We start from the raw sequence: 16,986 nt of genomic DNA, 5'->3' as shown, positions 1-16,986 counted from the left end.
CAGGCAAATCCTGGCAAGGTGGCTCCATGGTTGATCGGGGACCAAGCGCCCTGTCACTCCCGGACGACTGGCCGGCCCACCCGGATCCGATCCTGGCGCTCAATCGCATGGGCAGCTTCGACTGGGACCTGAACACCGGTCTGTTCCACATGGACGCCCAGGCCCACGAGATCTTCGACCTGCGCCCCGAGGAATACGACGGCTACCCCGAGAGCCTGACCGTACGGGTGCCCCGGGCGGAGGGCTACCGACTCGACGCCGTGGTGTCCCAGGCCATGAAGGACGGCAGCGAGAACTACGGAGCGTACTTCCGCGTCCGCCGCCGCGACGGCTCCCTGCGCTGGACCCACACCCAGGGCTACATCCGGCGCGACGAGACCGGCAAGCCGCGCCGGATCATCGGCATAGTCCGCGATGCCACGGACGAGCTGAGCGAGAGTGCGGCGCGCCGCCAGCAGGCCGCCCAGGACGAGGCCCGGCGCCAGCAGACGAACGTCGTCCAGATGACCACGGCGGCGCTCGCGCACGCCCGCACCGTCCAGGACGTCATCGACGTCCTGGAGGACACCCACGGCCTCACCCACCTGGGAGCGACGAGCCTCGTCATGGGGCTGGTGGAGGCAGGCCGCATCCGCATGATCGCCACGGGCCCGGCAGACAGCTACGTACCCGGCACCCGGGTCACCCGCCTCGACGCGAAGTACCCGATGAACGAGGTCGTACGGGCCCTCGCGCCGCACTTCATCGAGTCGCCGGAGGAGTTCGCGGCGTCGTACCCCCTGCTGTGGCCCAACATCACCGATCTGAACATCACCTCGGCCGCGTATATGCCGCTCATCGTGCAGGCCCGACCCATCGGCGCGATAGGCCTGCTCTACAACGACCGGCGGGGCTTCTCGGCGGAGGAGCGCAATGTCCTCGTGGCGCTCGGCAGCAGCATCGCGCAGAGCCTTCAGCGAGCCATGTTCTACGAGCAGGAGAAGGATCTCGCCCAGGGCCTCCAGCAGGCCATGCTGCCGCGCTCCATCCCCAGCGTTCCCGATGCCGACATCGCCGTCCGCTATCGCTCCGCCTCTCTAGGGCGGGACATCGGCGGCGACTGGTACGACGTGATACCGCTGCCCGGCGGCCGGGTCGGCGCCGTCATCGGCGACGTCCAGGGCCACGACACGCACGCCGCAGCCGTCATGGGCCAGCTGCGCATCGTGCTGCGCGCCTACGCCGCCGAGGGCCACACCCCGGCCACCGTGATGGCCCGCGCCTCGGTGTTCCTCGACGAACTCGACACGGACCGCTTCGCGACCTGCCTGTACGCGGAGGCCGACCTGTCCACCGGAGTGGTCCAGCTGGTCCGCGCCGGCCATATCGACCCACTGATCCGGCAGACCGACGGAACCTGCCGTCGACTCGCCGTCGAGGGAGGTCTGCCGCTCGGGCTGTCCGCCGAGTTCGGCCGCCTCGAATACCCGGTCGACACCGTCGAGCTCGATCCGGGCCAGACCCTGCTGCTGTTCACCGACGGGCTCGTCGAACAGCCCGGCATCGACCTGGACGAGGGCATGCACACCCTCAAGGGGCTCATCCGCTCGGGCCCCGAGGACGTCCGCGACCTCGCCGCCCGGCTCATCGACGTGGCCGAGGAGCGCGGCGGAGACGACGACGTGGCGCTGCTGCTCCTGCGCCGCCAGGGCCCCACCACCCGGCAGGCCGGCGGACGGCTCCAGCAGCACGTCGCCCCCGGCGACCCCGAGGCGCTCACCGAGGCCCGCCACATGATCCGCGCCGCGGTCCGTGCCTGGGGCGCCGGCGGGCGCGCGGACGAGATCGAGCTGGTCGCCGACGAACTGATCACCAACGCCCTGATGCACACCGAGGGCTCCGCCATCGTCACCCTGCGCGTCCTCGCCGGCTCCGACCGCAGACTGCGCGCCGAGGTCGAGGACTCCTCCAGCGCCCTGCCGCGCCGCCGCGAGGCGGGCGAGTCCGGGGTGTCCGGCCGCGGCCTCCTCCTCGTCGACCGGCTGACCGACGTCTGGGGCGTGGAGGCCCGCGGCGGCGGCAAGTGCGTGTGGTGCGAGTTCATCGTTCCGGAACGGATGTGACCGGCGGTGCCTCGCAGACCTTCGGGCTCCGCATGGTGTTGTCGGTGCCGGGTGGCACTCTGGACCCATGCCGGAACTGCCCGAGGTCGAAGCGCTCAAGGACTTCCTGGCCGACCATCTCGTCGGACGCGAGGTCGTGCGCGTGTTGCCCGTCGCCATCAGTGTCCTGAAGACCTACGACCCGCCCGTCACCGCCTTCGAGGGGCGCCAGGTCACGGCCGTGCGCCGGTACGGCAAGTTCCTCGACATCGAGGCGGACGGCCTGCACTTCGTGACGCACCTGGCCCGCGCGGGCTGGCTGCACTGGAAGGACATGCTGCCCGACGGGCCGCCGCGCCCCGGCAAGGGCCCGCTCGCACTGCGTGTCGCGCTGGAGACCGGGGAGGGCTTCGACCTCACCGAGGCGGGCACCCAGAAGCGGCTCGCGGTGTACGTGGTGCGGGACCCGGCCGAGATCCCCGGCGTGGCCCGGCTGGGCCCCGACCCGCTCGCCGACGACTTCGACGAGGTGCGGTTCGCCAAGCTGCTGGCGGGCGAGCGGCGTCAGCTGAAGGGCGCCCTGCGCGACCAGAGCCTGATCGCGGGCGTGGGGAACGCCTACAGCGACGAGATCCTGCACGCCGCCAAGATGTCGCCCTTCAAGCTCGCCTCCTCGCTGACACCCGAGGAAACACGACGCCTGTACGAGGCGCTGCGCTCCACGCTCACCGAGGCCGTCGAGCGCTCCCACGGGCTGGCCGCCGGACGTCTGAAGGCGGAAAAGAAGAGCGGACTGCGGGTGCACGGCAGAGCGGGCGAGCCCTGCCCGGTCTGCGGCGACACCATCCGCGAGGTCTCCTTCAGCGACTCCGCGCTGCAGTACTGCCCGACCTGCCAGACGGGCGGTAAGCCACTGGCGGACCGCCGGATGTCCCGGCTGCTCAAATAGACGGTGCTCACCGAGCCGTCAGACGGTGCTCACCGAGCCGTGCTCAAGGAGCGGAAGAGCGGTTGATCAGCGGGCCTTGAGTGGTCGGTGGGCCCCGACTCCATGCCGGCCCCGACCACTCGGCGGGACCGCGGTGCTCACCGGGACCAGGGTGCTCACCGGCACCACAGTGCTCACCGGCACCACAGTGCTCACCGGCACCACAGTGCTCACCGGGACTTGAGCGTCACCAGATGCTTGCCGTCCATCGTGCGCACCTCGTACCGGCTGATCTCCTCGGTCTGGAGCGCCGCGCCGCCCTGCATGCTGGTGGCCTTGCCGTGGTGCGGCGGCACCATCCAGCTCGTCACCGTCTGCTCGGAGCCGTCCTTGCCGATGGCCACGAGCTGACAGGGTCGAGGGCCCCCGGCGTCCTTGACCTCGACCTCGACCTGGCTGCCCCAGACCCGGTCCTCGGACGTGACCTGGGCCCACACCCCGGTCTCGGCATCCGTCGCGGCGACCTGAGTCGACTGCGGATCGTGCGCGGTGACGATCGCGATCGCGGGCCCGCCCGCGGCGAACACCACGGAGGCCGCCACCGCGTACAGCCAGCGCCGGCGCCCGGCCCGGTGCCGCGACGCCACCTCACTGAGCAGCCGGTCGAGAAGCCGGGGCCCGGGGGCCGCGAACGGGTGTACGGAGCGCGGTGTGGCCCGTCGGTACAGCATCAACTGCCGCGCGGCGGGCCGGAACTCACTCACGTGCGCCGTGCAGCTTGGGCACTCCATGAGGTGATCCTCGAAGCGGAAGGCGTCCGCCTCGTCCAGCACGCCGAGCGCGTAGGCGCCGACGTCGCGATGCCGTTCCAGGGACCTCATACCGAATACCGAATCCTTGTGGCGATGGTGCGGGGTGGGGGTGGTGTTGCTGTTGCCCACCGGTACGCACCAGACCGTCGAATCACTCAAGACTCGTCCGGAATAACGGCCAAGACATTCGGAGCGGGAGGGCCCGCGGATTGGTGCGAGCGAAAAAAAGTTGCTCGCAAGCGTGGTCGGAGCCGGCGGTCAGAACAGGTGGATCGCCAGGTGCCCCAGCGGCAGCCCCAGCCGCCAGGCCGGCGTCCACACCTTCGGACCGTCGTCCTCGACCGGAACCGGGCCGCCACCGGGCACCGCGTCCAGGTCGGGAGCGAGCAGCTCGGTCTCCTCCAGCCAGCGCCAGGCCGCCGACGCCAGCTCCAAGTCCGGAGCGGGAGCGCCGGATGCCGCCGCCTCGGCCGCGAGCCGTGCCATGTGCTCGCGCACCCAGTCCTGCCACGGCTGGTCGTACGCCGTCAGCGAAAGCCAGGTCTCCAGCTGAGTGACGACCCGGATCCCGGAGAGCTCACCACCGCTGTCGGAGAGGAAGATGGTCAGCGCCAACGCGTCGCGCCCAGCGCGGAACTCGAAGGACGTGGGCGGCATCAGGTCGCCGGTCCGCAGCAGTTCGTCGGCGATGTACTCGGCATACAACCACGCCATGGGGACGGTGAGTTCGCCACCGCCGGTGCCATCCGTGCTCTCTTGACCTCTGTGCAGCATCCCTTCCTGCCTTCCTCCGGTTCGCGTGCGCGTCGCCCGACCCCGGGCCCCCAGTCCGGAACACGGATGAGGCAAGCTGATTGCTCAACCATGGTCCTCAGCAAGGCGCTTTACGGAGGTTTGACTCGGCCTTCGGTTTCACCGCAGGTCGGTCGCGTATCCCGGAAGAACCCGGCGCAGGGCGCGCAGCGCGTAGTACGCGCGAGACTTCACCGTACCGGGCGGAATTCCGAGGGCTGCGGCGGCCTCCGCCACACTCGCCCCCTGGAAGTACACCTGCACCAGGACTTCGCGGTGCTCGGGAGTGAGTGTCTTCACAGCGTCCCGTACATCGAGCATCGCCGCGGACCGTTCTGCGTGATCGGCACAGACACGCGCACTCTCCAGCACCGCGTCGCCGACCTCCGCCGGTCGCGCCTGACGGGCCCGCCGCGCGTCGATCGCGAGCCGTCGTCCGACAGTGAGGAGCCAGGGGCGTACGGAGTCGAAGTCGTCGGCGCGCAGCGCCTCGGGGTGCTGCCAGGCGCGTACGAACGTCTCCTGCACCAGATCCTCGGCGCGCTGCCGATCGCCGTCGGACAGTCGCAGCAGCAGCGCGAAGAGGGGCCGGCCGTGCTCGCGCTGCAGCGCGGCCAGCTCGTGCTCGGCGGTCGTCCCGTGTGTGATGGTGGTGGTTCCGGCCGTCATGGGGTGTATGCCAGCGGGTGCCGCTCCGCGGGGACAGGGGCGGAGCGAGGGTCTGCGGTGGGCGGTCGAAGCCGTCGGTGAACGGTGCGATGAACGGTCCACCGGGGTGGGTCCTCCGTCGCCGGGGGTTCCACACCCGGACTCCCATTCGCCCTGACGGGCTCGTCCTCGAACGCCGGACGGGTGAATGGTGTCGTTGCTCCTTGACTCTTGGGGCCCCTTGTATGTGGATTCCTACTCATTAATGGGAAAATCAGACCACATTGGGGCCCGTCGATGACCACACGCAGGCGACAGACCATCATGGCCCTCGCGGCCGTACTCATCGCGGCCACCGCAGGCTGCCAGGCCCAGGACCCGCCGACGGCGCGGCCCAGCGGAACCGGCGGACAGCCCGCCGCCCCCGCGCCTTCCTTCAAGCCCGGCTTCACCTTCGTCGCCTCGGGCGCCGTGCTGCCGCGCGGCACGATCACCGAGCAGGCGAAGACCTACGCGGGAGGCAGCGGGTACGACTTCCGGCCGATGCTCGCGGCGGTCCAACCCGTCGTGGCCGGTGCCGACCTGGCGATCTGTCACATGGAGACCGTGTACGGCGCGGACGGCGACGACTACACCGGATACCCGAGCTTCAACTCCCCGCCGCAGGTGGCCGAGGGGCTCGCCGCGACCGGCTACGACGCCTGCTCCACCGCCTCGAACCACACCCTGGACGACGGCGCCGCCGGTATTCGGCGCACCCTGGACGCGCTCGACCGCGCGGGTGTACGGCACGCGGGATCGGCGCGCACGGCGGACGAGGCGAGCAGCGTCACGGTGATGCGCGCGGGCGCCGCCAAGGTCGCACATCTCGCCTACACCAACGGCACCAACGGGTTTCCGCTCCCGCAGGGGCAGCCCTGGGCCGTGAACCTGATCGACCCCGACAGGATCGTCGCCGACGCCCGCGCCGCCCGGGCAGCGGGCGCCGACGTGGTCGTCGTCTCCCTGCACTGGGGCACCGAATGGCAGGACGCGCCGGACGATCAGCAGATGTGGCTGAGCAGGCAGCTGACCGCCTCCGGGATCAACGGGCGGCCCGACGTCGACCTGATCCTCGGCACCCACGCGCATGTCCCGCAGGCATACGAGAAGGTCAACGGCACCTGGGTCGTCTACGGCCTGGGCGACCAGATCGCCGACGGGATGGTCGACCAGCGGGGCGTGCGGGACCCACGCGGCAACGAGAGCACGATCGGGCGGTTCACCTTCGCCCCGCCCGTCCACCCGGGCGGGCGCTGGGAGGTCACGAAGGCCGAGTTCATCCCGCAGTCCTTCGATCTCGGCTCCGGTCGTCTGGTCAACCTCGACGCCGCCCTCGACCAGGGGGCCTCGGGCGGCGGCGTACGCAACCGGATCAGGGACGTCGTCCTGAGCCGGGGCGCGGCCCAGGACGGGCTGCTCATGGGGAAGTAGCCGTGGTGTCCCTGGCCAGCTCCGAGCGCTTGTACGAGTACCCGAAGTAGATGACGCAACCGATGACGAACCACAGAGCGAACCGCACCCAGGTCTGCCACTGCAGGAACGTGATCAGCCACAGGGAGAAGATCACTCCCAGTGCGGGTACGAACGGCATCCACGGGGTGCGGAAGGTACGCGGCAGGTCCGGCTGCCGGTAGCGCAGCACGATCACCGCCACGCACACCACGACGAACGCCAACAGGATCCCGATGTTGGTGAGTTCGGCCGCCTCGGCGATCGGCAGGAACCCGGCGACGGCGGCCGACGCGAACCCCACGATCCACGTCACGCGCGTCGGTACATGGCGCGTCGGGTGCGTCTTGGCGAACCACTTGGGGAGGAGCCCGTCCCGGCTCATGCTGAACCAGACGCGGGTGACGCCCAGCATGAACGTGAACATGACCGTGAGGATGCCGATGATCGCTCCCACCGCGATGACATCCGCGAGACCGCTCAGGCCCACCGACTTGAACGCCGTCGAGAAGCCGCTCTCCTTGTCGATGTCCTTGTAGTTCTGCATGCCCGTCAGGACCAGACAGGCGGCCACGTACAGCACCATCGAGATCGCCAGGGAGTAGAGGATCGCCTTCGGCATGTGGCGCTGGGCGTCCTTCGACTCCTCGGCCGCCGTCGACATGGCGTCGTACCCGAAGACCGCGAAGAAGACGGTCGCCGCGCCCGTGAACGCCCCGCTGATCCCGTAGGGGAAGAAGGGGGTGTAGTTGTCGGTGTTGATGTGGAAGACACCGACACCGATGACGAGCAGTACGACCAGCACCTTCAGGACGACGATGACCGTCTCGAAGCGGGCCGCGTTCTTGATGCCCAGGTTCAGCAGGCCGGCGATGAGCAGGCACAGCACCGCGGCGAACAGATCGACCCGGTGGCCGTCGCCGGTGCCTGGCGCCCCCAGCATCCAGTTCGGCAGGTTGGCGCCCATCTCGCCGATCAGGAAGCCGAAGTACCCGGAGATGCCGATCGCGACCACCGCCACGATCGCCGTGTACTCCAGGAGCAGGTCCCAGCCGATGAACCAGCCCGCGAACTCGCCGAGCACCGCATAGCCATACGTGTAGGCCGAGCCGGCCTTCGGGATGAGGCCGGCGAATTCCGCGTACGACAGCGCGGCCGCGGCGCTCGCGAAGCCCGCGATGAGGAACGACACGACGACCGAGGGCCCGGCCGTGCCGTTCGCGACCGTGCCGGCGAGCGTGAAGATGCCCGCACCGATGATGCCGCCGACACCGATGGCGGTCAGCTGCCACAGACCGAGCGTCCGCTCGAGTTTCGGGCCCACCCCGATTTCGGTGTCCTCGATGTGTTCGATGGGTTTGCGGCGGAGAATCCCTTCACCCATTCGGAGCCCGGCCATGAGCCTCACCTCTTCGCAGACGGCAATCGGCTGACGGCGGATCATGATGGCCCAGCGGCGGCCGCGACGAAAGATGCCACGCGAGCCGCGGAGGGCCTGAAGAGATCTACGGCACGACCGTGACCGGCCAGCGCCCGGCCTTCACCAGCCGGATCGCCACCGACCCGATGATCCTGTGTCCCGCCTGCTCGGAGGCGCCGACCACCACGGCGTCCGCCTTGAGCTCGTCCGCGGCCTTCACCAGGCCGTTGTACGGGTCGCCGCGGAAGGTGTGGAACTCCCAGCGCACGTCGAATATCCCCTTGACCCGCTCGGCCGCGTCCCGGATCTGCGCGACGAGGTCCTCGGCGATCTCGTCGGTCGTCTCGGCGACCGGAACCCCGAGGGCCGCCCCCGCCGCCATCACGGGCTGGACGTACACGACGGCGAGCAGCGCGTGCTGCCGCCGGGCCAGGCCACCGGCATATGCCGCGGCGCGCAGTGAGGAGTCGGAGCCGTCCACCCCCGCGACGATGACCTTGGGACCGTCCGTGCCCCGCTCGAACCGATGCGAGTGCTGCTGTTCCGTCACGGCTGTGAGGCTATCGGAAACCGCAGGTCCCGCCCTGCTGGGGGAGACGGGACCTCCCTCGACGGGCGGTCACGGGCCGCGCTTCCTACAGTCGGACCATGAGTGCCACCGTGGAGGCCCGTGCGCCGAAGGACGCCACAGGCCCGATACGGCCGTCCCGGAGCGGCTTCCTCAGCAAGGTGCCCGAGGGCTTCGCGGCGTTCTTCGGCGCGCTCGGAGCGCTCTGCGTCCTGCTGGCCTTCATCGAGCCCCTGCGGCTGCTGCTGCGCCCCGTCGTGCGCTTCCTGGACCTGCTGACCTTCCCGGTCAGCGCCAACCTCGCGTACGCCGTGTTCCTCTTCCTGCTCGCCGGCGCGACCGCCGCCCGCAAGAAGGTCGCCTGGTGGCTGGTCGTCGTCTACCTCGGTCTCCTCGTCCTCGGCGACGTCCTGGGCGTCGCGCTGGGGCTGTACGCCGAGTCGATTCCCTCCCTCGTCGTCTGCGCGCTCGCGCTGGTGCTGCTGATCGTGGCCCGCGAGGAGTTCTACGCGGCCCACCGGCGCGGCGCGGTCTGGCGGGCCCTGGCTGTGCTCCTGGCCGGGCTGGGCGTGGCGATCCTGGTCGGCTGGGGGCTGGTGGCACTGTTCCCCGGCACGCTGCCGGAGGGCCAGCGACTGCTGTGGGCGACCAACCGGGTCTGCGGCGGCCTGGTCTCCGGGCGCTCCTTCGGCGGGCGCCCGCCGCGCGCCCTGTCCTTCGTCCTCGGCCTGTTCGGCGCCCTCGCCCTGCTCAGCGCCGCCGCCACGCTCTTCCGCTCCCAGCGCATGGAGTCGGCCCTGCACGGCGACGAGGAGCCGCGCATCCGCGCCCTGCTCCAGGCGTACGGCGCCGAGGACTCCCTCGGCTACTTCGCTACCCGCCGCGACAAGGCCGTCGTCTTCTCGCCCAGCGGCAAGGCCGCCGTCACCTACCGTGTCGAGGCCGGTGTCTGCCTGGCCAGCGGCGACCCGGTCGGCGACCGCGAGGCCTGGCCGCACGCCATTGCCGCCTGGCTGGACGTGGCCCGTCACTACGCATGGGCGCCCGCTGCGATGGGGGCCTCCGAGGACGGCGCGAAGGCGTTCGCGCGCGCCGGGCTCGGCGCGCTCCAGCTCGGCGACGAGGCGATCCTGTACGTCGCCGACTTCGACCTCGACGGCCGCGACATGCGCGTCACACGCCAGGCCGTCAACCGCGTGAGACGCACCGGCGCCACCTGCCGCGTTCGCCGCCACTCCACTCTCAGCGACGAGGAGATGGAGGAGATCGTCGACCGGGCGGACGCCTGGCGCGACACCGAGACCGAGCGCGGCTTCTCGATGGCCCTCGACCGGCTCGGTGACCCCGCGGACGGCGACTGCCTCCTCGTCGAGGCGATGGGAGGCGACGGCAAGCTGCTCGCGCTGCTCTCCTTCGTGCCCTGGGGCCGCGACGGCATCTCGCTGGACCTCATGCGCCGTGACCGCAGCGCCCCCAACGGGGTCATGGAGTTCATGGTCGCGGAGCTGTGCGCGGGCGCCGGGAAGTTCGGCGTGCGGCGCATCTCGCTCAACTTCGCGGTGTTCCGCTCGGTCTTCGAGGAGGGCGCCCGCATCGGTGCCGGGCCGGTGCTCAGGCTCTGGCGCCGACTGCTGCTGTTCTTCTCCCGGTGGTGGCAGCTGGAGGCGCTGTACCGGTCCAACGCCAAGTACCACCCCGAGTGGTACCCGCGCTTCATCTGTTACGGCGAGACCGGCTCCCTCGCCCGCATCGGCCTCGCGTCCGGGATCGCCGAGGGCTTCGTCTCCGTGCCCTCGCTGCGCAAGCTCTGGGGCAAGGGGCACGCGAAGAGCGGCCCCAAGCCCGCCGGGATCGAGCGCCTGCCGTCGCTGTCGGCCCTCGGCCTCGACGGGGGGGACGAGACAGGGGCCGCCGATCCGACAGCCGGTCTGCCCGAACAGGTCCGCATCCGGCACCGCAAACTCGACCGGCTCCGCGCCCAGGGCACCGATCCCTACCCGGTGGGCATCCCCCCGCGCACCCACGCCCTCGCCGAGGTCCGCGAGGGCGCTCACGTGACCGTCGCCGGGCGCGTCATCCTCGTACGCGACTTCGGCGGCATCCTCTTCGCCGTGCTGCGCGACTGGTCCGGCGACCTCCAACTCGCCCTCACCCGCGAGGAGTCGGGGGCCGCGCTCGACCGGTTCCGCAGGGACGTCGACATCGGGGACCACATCACCGCTGACGGTGTCGCAGGCGTCAGCGACAAGGGCGAGCGCACCGTCTTCATCACCTCCTGGCAACTCACCGGCAAGTGCCTGCGCCCGCTGCCCGACAAACGTCGGGGCCTCGCCGACCCCGAGGCGAAGGTGCGCCGCCGCTATCTCGACCTGGTGTCCAGCCCCGACGCCCGGCAGGTCGTACGTGCCCGCTCCACCGCCGTACAGGCGCTGCGCCAGGGCCTCCTGGACCGCGGCTATCTGGAGGTCGAGACCCCGATGCTCCAGCAGATCCACGGCGGCGCCAACGCCCGGCCCTTCACGACCCACATCAACGCCTACGACCTGGACCTCTATCTGCGCATCGCACCCGAGCTCTACCTCAAGCGGCTGTGCGTCGGCGGCCTGGAGAAGGTCTTCGAAATGGGCCGTACCTTCCGCAACGAGGGCGTCTCCTACAAGCACAACCCCGAGTTCACGATGCTGGAGGCCTACCAGGCCTTCGCCGACTACGACGTGATGCTCGACCTCACCCGCGAACTGATCCAGGGCGCCGCGACCGCCGCCTTCGGAGCGCCGATCGCGCGCAAGGACGGCACCGAGTACGACATCTCGGGTCCCTGGTCCGTCAAGACGGTGCACGAGGCGATCTCGGCTGCCCTGGGGGAGGAGGTGGACGCCGACACGCCGCTGGAGTCGCTGCTGCGGCTGTGCGACCGCGCGGGTGTGCCGTACACGGCGGACGACGGTCGCGGCGATGTCGTACTGGAAATGTACGAACGACTGGTCGAGGAGAAGACCCGGCTGCCCACGTTCTACAAGGACTTCCCGACCGACGTCTCCCCGCTGACCCGGCAGCACCGCACCGACCCGCGGCTCGCCGAGCGCTGGGACCTCGTCGCCTTCGGCACCGAACTGGGCACCGCCTACTCGGAGTTGACCGACCCCGTCGAGCAGCGCCGACGGCTGACCGCGCAGTCGCTGCTCGCCGCCGGAGGAGACCCCGAGGCGATGGAGCTCGACGAGGACTTCCTCGACGCCCTGGAGTACGCGATGCCGCCCACCGGAGGCCTCGGTATCGGCGTCGACCGGCTGGTCATGTTCCTCACCGGCCTGACGATCCGTGAGACGTTGCCGTTCCCCCTCGTGCGCCGCCGCTGAGCTGGTCCGAGCGGGTGCTTTCGTGAGCGCGCACCGGTGTTGCTCAGTTGCACCGTACTTCCACGGGGTGACTGATAAGTCATGAAAAAGGATCAGCTGCTCACCCGGCGCCGGGCGTTGATCGCCGGCGCCGCCGTCCTGGGCGCGGCCGGGGCGGCGGGCACGGCCCGCGTCCTGACCGCGAATCCGGCCGCCGAGCCGGTAAGGAGTCTCCCTCCGGTCTCGGGCTCGCAGGCGCTCCGCGCCCTCAAGCCCTCCGCCTACCGCCTCGAGCCGATGGCCGGATACGGACCCCCGCGCCGCATGCCCGTGCGGACCGTGGTCCGGCACGAGCCGTTTCTGCGCATGTCCGGGGGTGGCCGCACCATGGTGCTGACCTTCGACGACGGCCCCGACCCGCGCTACACCCCCAGCATCCTGCGCACCCTGCGCAAGTACGACGTGCGCGCCATGTTCTTCGTGTGCGGGGAGATGGCCGTCGACAACAAGGACCTCCTCGGCGAGATGGCCGACGACGGACACATCGTCGGCAACCACACCTGGACCCACCCACTGCTGACCCAGCTCTCGCGCTCCGCGATCCATTCCGAGATCGAGCGCACCTGCGAGGTCATCGACGACGCGTACGGCGAGCCGCCCGTCTGGTTCCGCGCGCCGTACGGGGCCTGGAACCGGGCGACCTTCCAGATCGGCGCCGAACTGGGTATGGAACCGCTGGCCTGGACGGTCGATTCGCTCGACTGGACGACGCCGGGCACCAAGACCATCGTCCACCGGGTCGAAAGCGGTGCCGCGCCGGGTGTCGTGATCCTCTCGCACGACGCGGGCGGCGACCGCTCGCAGAGCGTCCGGGCGCTGCGCAGCTATCTGCCGCACCTGCTGGATTCCGGCTATCACATCACCGTGCCGCGCCGGAAATTCACGTAGGTCCGTGGGCGGAACTTCGAAAGTTCCGCCCACGGGCTTTCGCCCGCCCGGTCGGGGAACGCTCAGCGAACCTCGGCCAGGCGGGCGAATACGACGACGTTTCCGTCATAGCCGTGCTGCTTGGAGAAACCGCCCCCGCAGGTGAGGACCCGCAATTCGGGAGCGCCCTTGCTGCCGTAGACGCGATCGCCGGGGAAGTTGTTTTTCGCGAAGACCTCGATGCCGTAGACCTCGAACGACGCGGTCTTCCCGTCCTTGCGCAGGACGTCGATCCGGCTTCCTTTCTTGAGCGCTCCGAGTCCGTAGAAGACGGCCGGGCCCTGCATGTTGTCCACATGCCCCACGATCACGGCCGTGCCCTTTTCGCCGGGCGAGACCGCGCCGGTGAACCAGCCCGCGAGATTCGGGTTGTCCGGGGGCGGCGCGGCGACCCAGCCGTCGATGTCCAGGCCCACCGGCATGACCGGGGCATCGACCTGGATCCCCGGGATCCTGACCCGGTCCACTCCGGAGTACGGCAACGCGACCGGCGCGTGCGAAAAGGTGCCGCCGGGGGTGCGGCTGTCCGCTGCCGCCGCCGAGGCAGGTTGCGGGGGGCCCACGTCGAACTCACCGGACCCATTCCGAATGAGTGCGAGGCCGGTCAGCAGAACAAGCGCTATCACACCCCACGGGGCTCGCTTCTTCTGCGGCGCCTCCTCTTCGGCCAGCACGGACGCAAACATTCACAATCCCCTCTCGACGTGGCCGTCGCCGCGTCACTCGCGCATATGAGAACGCTAAGTGCAGCATGCCCGAAGGGCGACGGGGGGCGGGCGAACGGGTGGCGGCGTACATCCGCGTGAGCCATCCGAGTCGCCACAGGCCAGGAATTTTCTGACGGACCGTGACCTGCGGCAATATCCGATTGTGTGGAATTCTCTCGGCGTGTCCTCTCACCAGGACGGACCATTCTCGAAATGCGGCCCTGTGCATGGCATCTGAGGGTCTGTCTGGGAGGCGCTTTCTCGCCGATCGACCGGGGACGGTTCCCGGGGCGTCTTCCGCGGAGGATCACATGCGAAACTCACGTGCCCTGGCGGCCGCGGCCACTGTGGTCGCCGTCCTCGGGCCCGCCGCCCCCGCGGCCGTCGCGGACGGTATGGGCGGCGGCGGTCAGAGCGACACTGTTGTGGGTGGCAACAACGGGATCGGGTCCGGCAACATCGGGATCGGGGGGATCGGGGGCAATATCGGGATCGGGGGGATCGGGGGCAATATCGGGATCGGTCCGGGCAATATCGGGATCGGGGGTAACAACGGGTTCGTGCCGGGCAAGGGCAACGAGTCCGGGCCGGGCAACAACAACGGGTTCGGGCCGGGCAACAACAACGGGTTCGGGCCGGGCAACAACAACGGGTTCGGGCCGGGCAACAACAACGGGTTCAGGCCGGGCAACGACAACGGGTTCGGGCCGGGCAACGGGAGTTCGAGGAACATCGTCGTCACGCCCAACGTCATCGCCGCCGGCGGCCGGCTCACGGTATCGGTCGACGGGTGCCGCAACGGTGGCACGATGACGTCGACCGTGTTCCGGCGCGCGACCCTCTCGCGGATCGGGGGCAACAACAACACGGCGACCGGAACGGCGATCGTCGAACGTAACACGAGCCCCGGTTCGTACCCGATCACGGTCAACTGCGTCGGGGTGGGCGGCCTGGACCGCCCCAACGCCTTCACTGTCATCGGCGTCATCGGCACTTCGCCCGACGGCCCCCACCCTCCAATCGGCGGCTCCCGCGCCGGTCTCGGCGGCAGCAGTTCCACGGGCGCCACGCCCACCGACATGGCGATCGGCGGCGGTCTGGTGGCCGCGGCCGTCATCGGCGGCGGTGCGTTCTGGTTGCGCCGCAGGTCCGAGAAGAGGATCTGACCGCCCCCCTTGGGAGACCGGCCCTCCTTCACGGACCGGAGCTCCCCGACGGAAACCGCACGGGACAACCCTTCGCCCCCGACCCTCTCGAAAGGCCCGGGGCGAAGGGGCCTGTCGCTCCATCAGGAATCGTCGGCCGTGCCGCGGCGGCGCGCCATGTACCAGGCCGCGCCGACGGAGCCTGTGATGAGCGCGGTTCCCAGGCCGATCTCCTTGAGGTCGAAGCCGCCGGCGCTGCCGCCGACACCGGCCCTGACACCCCGTTCCACGGGGACCGCGTCAGGCGTCGGGTCGTCGCCTTGACGTCCGGTGCCGATGGTGAGCTCCGTATGACCGCTCACTCCGTCGCACCTGAAGGTCACCTCGTACACGGCACCCGGTTTTGCGTCCCGGTCGACCGTGGCCGTGGCCGAGGACTGACCCGGCCGGATGGTGACGGTGTCGAAGACGCCGGAGGAGACCGTCGCGCCGCCCTTGCACCCCCCGTCGCCGTTCAGCAGCAGCCCGACCCGGCCGCCCGCGGAGATGGTCGACGGCTGGACGCTGAAACCGAACGGGGTGACGTTGTGGTCGTCCCCGTCATCGGCGACGGCGACGGGTGCCAAGAAGGTCAGGGCGGTCACGCTCAGCAGTGCGGCCGAAGCGACGCGTATCGCGTGCATGGTGAGCCTCCGGGTAACCGAGGAGCCTTGGCGCGGACCTGTTCCGCTGTGCGTCGGACATGCGCCTCGTTGGTCGAAACGCTAGGAAAGGGCGCGCGGGGGCGCGATCGCAGTCGCGCGAATGGGGCAATTCTGTGGGCCGTACAGGGGACGCTGTGCGTGCAATCGGGGGACGGGTGCGGCGTGGCGCCCGTCCCCCGGCCGCCGGGTGTCCGATAAGGGTCCGTCACCCGGGGAGGTGCGGGAACAGCGCGGTGAACGGTTCCGCCGAGGCGGCGATCCCCCGGCTGTAGGGCGCGTCGAAGTCCCAGATCAGGAAGAGCAGGAAGGCGATCAGGGCGGAGAACAGCCCGGCGAGAATCAGCTCGCGGGTGGTGCGCCGGATCTGCAGCGCGAAGACCATCCCGACGGTGACCACGGCGCCGGTGATCAGCCCGAACCACACCACGCCCGGCATGGTCGCCCCTGTCGAGTCGGCGCGGGCGCCGCGCGCGGTGTCCGCCGCCGTCACCTGGTCGAGAAGCGGCTGGTACGCCTGCGCCTCGAAGTCCGTCTTCGGCTGGTAGTCCGTGACGTCCTGGCGGATGCGGTCGAAGAGCCGGCCGCCCCGGGCCGTGACATGGCCGTCCTCCGCCATGGTCTTCCATTCCTTCGTGACGACGTGGCCGACATACGCGTTGACGTCGCCGCGGACGCGGTCGCGTACGTCGGGTGGGTACACGCGGACCCGCTCCGAGATCTCGTGCAGGGCCTGGGCCTCCGCCTGCACATGGTCCTGGGCGCCGCTGCGGGCTTCCCAGACACCGGCGATGGCCAGGCCCAGAACGATGGCGTATACCACGCCAATCATCATGGTCATGTACTCGATCACGTCCGGGGTCTCGGACGGATCCTCGTCCTCCGGGGCCCTGCGATGACGTGCGAGGACCACGATGAGGACGACTACACACGCCGCCGCCATCGCGAGGGCGAGAACAAGCCAATCCGACAAAGATGCCTCCATGGGTCAGCGCGGGCGCAGCGCCGCGACGGCAAGCACCGCGGGCGCGGTGATGAGCAGGGTGAACGAGACCAGCGACGGGCCGCCGCGGGGCGGGTGCTTGTGCGGTGGCGTGCGGTACGCCGGATAACTCACCGGGGTCGGCGACGGTTCGGGACGCTTCTTCGGGTGCTCGGGGTGGGCCCTCGGCGTCGGTGTCGGCGTGGGGGTGGGCCGTGGGGGCGGCGGGGGGGGGGGCGGCCCCCGGGGGGGGGGGGGGGGGGGGGGGTGGGGGTTGGGGGGGGGGCGGGGGGGGGGGGGGGGGGGGGGGGGGGTTTTTTTTGGGGGGGGGGGGGATTCCTGGGGGGTCTTGTGGCGGGTGGGCTCGTCGTGGGCGAGGGCCGCGT

General features: G+C 70.3%; 14 protein-coding genes and 1 pseudogene. 6 read left to right on the top strand and 9 right to left on the bottom strand.

The window, feature by feature from the left end:
- Nucleotides 1-26: 26 nt before the first annotated feature.
- Nucleotides 27-2,102, top strand: a complete 2,076-nt coding sequence (locus ACIBK0_RS14375; RefSeq protein ID WP_399079325.1) for a SpoIIE family protein phosphatase — start codon at nt 27-29, stop codon at nt 2,100-2,102.
- Between the two features lie 67 nt (nt 2,103-2,169).
- Nucleotides 2,170-3,030, top strand: a complete 861-nt coding sequence (locus tag ACIBK0_RS14370; RefSeq protein ID WP_399079323.1) for an Fpg/Nei family DNA glycosylase — start codon at nt 2,170-2,172, stop codon at nt 3,028-3,030.
- 209 nt (nt 3,031-3,239) lie between these two features.
- Here ACIBK0_RS14370 and ACIBK0_RS14365 read toward each other — a convergent pair whose 3' ends face one another.
- The 3 genes from ACIBK0_RS14365 to ACIBK0_RS14355 form a co-directional block, all read right to left on the bottom strand.
- Entirely contained in the window at nt 3,240-3,890 is a 651-nt protein-coding gene (locus ACIBK0_RS14365) for a zf-HC2 domain-containing protein (protein WP_399079849.1), read from the bottom strand.
- Nucleotides 3,891-4,079: 189 nt separating this feature from the next.
- Nucleotides 4,080-4,595: a hypothetical protein gene (locus ACIBK0_RS14360; RefSeq protein WP_399079321.1), complete on the bottom strand. Its 516-nt coding sequence runs from the start codon at nt 4,593-4,595 to the stop codon at nt 4,080-4,082.
- 138 nt (nt 4,596-4,733) lie between these two features.
- Entirely contained in the window at nt 4,734-5,282 is a 549-nt protein-coding gene (locus ACIBK0_RS14355; RefSeq protein WP_399079319.1) for a sigma-70 family RNA polymerase sigma factor, read from the bottom strand.
- A 276-nt stretch (nt 5,283-5,558) separates the two neighbouring features.
- Between ACIBK0_RS14355 and ACIBK0_RS14350 the strand changes: the two genes are divergently transcribed.
- Nucleotides 5,559-6,734 (top strand): CapA family protein, encoded by a 1,176-nt coding sequence (locus ACIBK0_RS14350; protein ID WP_399079317.1) that lies wholly within the window; start codon nt 5,559-5,561, stop codon nt 6,732-6,734.
- Here the strand turns inward: ACIBK0_RS14350 and ACIBK0_RS14345 are convergent.
- Both ACIBK0_RS14345 and ACIBK0_RS14340 read right to left on the bottom strand, forming a co-directional pair.
- On the bottom strand, nt 6,721-8,151 hold the full coding sequence (locus ACIBK0_RS14345; protein WP_399079315.1) for an amino acid permease: 1,431 nt from the start codon (nt 8,149-8,151) through the stop codon (nt 6,721-6,723). The genes ACIBK0_RS14350 and ACIBK0_RS14345 overlap by 14 nt on opposite strands.
- A 106-nt stretch (nt 8,152-8,257) precedes the next feature.
- On the bottom strand, nt 8,258-8,722 hold the full coding sequence (locus ACIBK0_RS14340; protein ID WP_399079313.1) for a universal stress protein: 465 nt from the start codon (nt 8,720-8,722) through the stop codon (nt 8,258-8,260).
- A 98-nt stretch (nt 8,723-8,820) separates the two neighbouring features.
- Between ACIBK0_RS14340 and lysX the strand changes: the two genes are divergently transcribed.
- Both lysX and ACIBK0_RS14330 read left to right on the top strand, forming a co-directional pair.
- Nucleotides 8,821-12,099 (top strand): bifunctional lysylphosphatidylglycerol synthetase/lysine--tRNA ligase LysX, encoded by a 3,279-nt coding sequence (gene lysX / locus ACIBK0_RS14335; RefSeq protein WP_399079311.1) that lies wholly within the window; start codon nt 8,821-8,823, stop codon nt 12,097-12,099.
- Nucleotides 12,100-12,180: 81 nt separating this feature from the next.
- Nucleotides 12,181-13,026 (top strand): polysaccharide deacetylase family protein, encoded by an 846-nt coding sequence (locus ACIBK0_RS14330; RefSeq protein ID WP_399079309.1) that lies wholly within the window; start codon nt 12,181-12,183, stop codon nt 13,024-13,026.
- A 62-nt stretch (nt 13,027-13,088) separates the two neighbouring features.
- Here ACIBK0_RS14330 and ACIBK0_RS14325 read toward each other — a convergent pair whose 3' ends face one another.
- The gene (locus ACIBK0_RS14325) at nt 13,089-13,751 is read right to left on the bottom strand and encodes a class F sortase (protein ID WP_399079307.1); all 663 of its coding nucleotides are present in this window, start codon (nt 13,749-13,751) and stop codon (nt 13,089-13,091) included.
- 749 nt (nt 13,752-14,500) lie between these two features.
- On the opposite strand from ACIBK0_RS14325, the pseudogene ACIBK0_RS14320 reads away from it, so the two are divergent.
- Nucleotides 14,501-14,938: pseudogene (locus tag ACIBK0_RS14320) on the top strand (hypothetical protein); the annotation flags it as partial.
- 122 nt (nt 14,939-15,060) lie between these two features.
- On the opposite strand, the gene ACIBK0_RS14315 reads toward ACIBK0_RS14320, so the two are convergent.
- From ACIBK0_RS14315 to ACIBK0_RS14305, 3 genes are all read right to left on the bottom strand, one after another.
- Nucleotides 15,061-15,600 (bottom strand): hypothetical protein, encoded by a 540-nt coding sequence (locus ACIBK0_RS14315; protein ID WP_399079305.1) that lies wholly within the window; start codon nt 15,598-15,600, stop codon nt 15,061-15,063.
- A gap of 226 nt (nt 15,601-15,826) precedes the next feature.
- Entirely contained in the window at nt 15,827-16,591 is a 765-nt protein-coding gene (locus tag ACIBK0_RS14310) for a hypothetical protein (RefSeq protein ID WP_399079303.1), read from the bottom strand.
- Between the two features lie 15 nt (nt 16,592-16,606).
- A complete protein-coding gene (locus ACIBK0_RS14305; RefSeq protein ID WP_399079301.1) occupies nt 16,607-16,735 on the bottom strand; it encodes a hypothetical protein in 129 nt (42 codons plus the stop codon).
- Nucleotides 16,736-16,986 lie beyond the last annotated feature (251 nt).

The sequence above is a fragment of the Streptomyces sp. NPDC050564 genome (genome assembly GCF_044457265.1).
GTDB lineage: Bacteria > Actinomycetota > Actinomycetes > Streptomycetales > Streptomycetaceae > Streptomyces.
Note: the sequence above shows the minus strand (reverse complement) of the source record. Positions and strands in the feature narration are given on the sequence as shown.

Bases quoted from the DNA above. Each gene is read 5' to 3' on its own strand.
- ACIBK0_RS14375 (WP_399079325.1), top strand. From the start codon at position 27: ATGGTTGATCGGGGACCAAGCGCCCTGTCACTCCCGGACGACTGGCCG.
- ACIBK0_RS14370 (WP_399079323.1), top strand. From the start codon at position 2,170: ATGCCGGAACTGCCCGAGGTCGAAGCGCTCAAGGACTTCCTGGCCGAC.
- ACIBK0_RS14365 (WP_399079849.1), bottom strand. From the start codon at position 3,890: ATGAGGTCCCTGGAACGGCATCGCGACGTCGGCGCCTACGCGCTCGGC.
- ACIBK0_RS14360 (WP_399079321.1), bottom strand. From the start codon at position 4,595: ATGCTGCACAGAGGTCAAGAGAGCACGGATGGCACCGGCGGTGGCGAA.
- ACIBK0_RS14355 (WP_399079319.1), bottom strand. From the start codon at position 5,282: ATGACGGCCGGAACCACCACCATCACACACGGGACGACCGCCGAGCAC.
- ACIBK0_RS14350 (WP_399079317.1), top strand. From the start codon at position 5,559: ATGACCACACGCAGGCGACAGACCATCATGGCCCTCGCGGCCGTACTC.
- ACIBK0_RS14345 (WP_399079315.1), bottom strand. From the start codon at position 8,151: ATGGCCGGGCTCCGAATGGGTGAAGGGATTCTCCGCCGCAAACCCATC.
- lysX (WP_399079311.1), top strand. From the start codon at position 8,821: ATGAGTGCCACCGTGGAGGCCCGTGCGCCGAAGGACGCCACAGGCCCG.
- ACIBK0_RS14330 (WP_399079309.1), top strand. From the start codon at position 12,181: ATGAAAAAGGATCAGCTGCTCACCCGGCGCCGGGCGTTGATCGCCGGC.
- ACIBK0_RS14325 (WP_399079307.1), bottom strand. From the start codon at position 13,751: ATGTTTGCGTCCGTGCTGGCCGAAGAGGAGGCGCCGCAGAAGAAGCGA.
- ACIBK0_RS14315 (WP_399079305.1), bottom strand. From the start codon at position 15,600: ATGCACGCGATACGCGTCGCTTCGGCCGCACTGCTGAGCGTGACCGCC.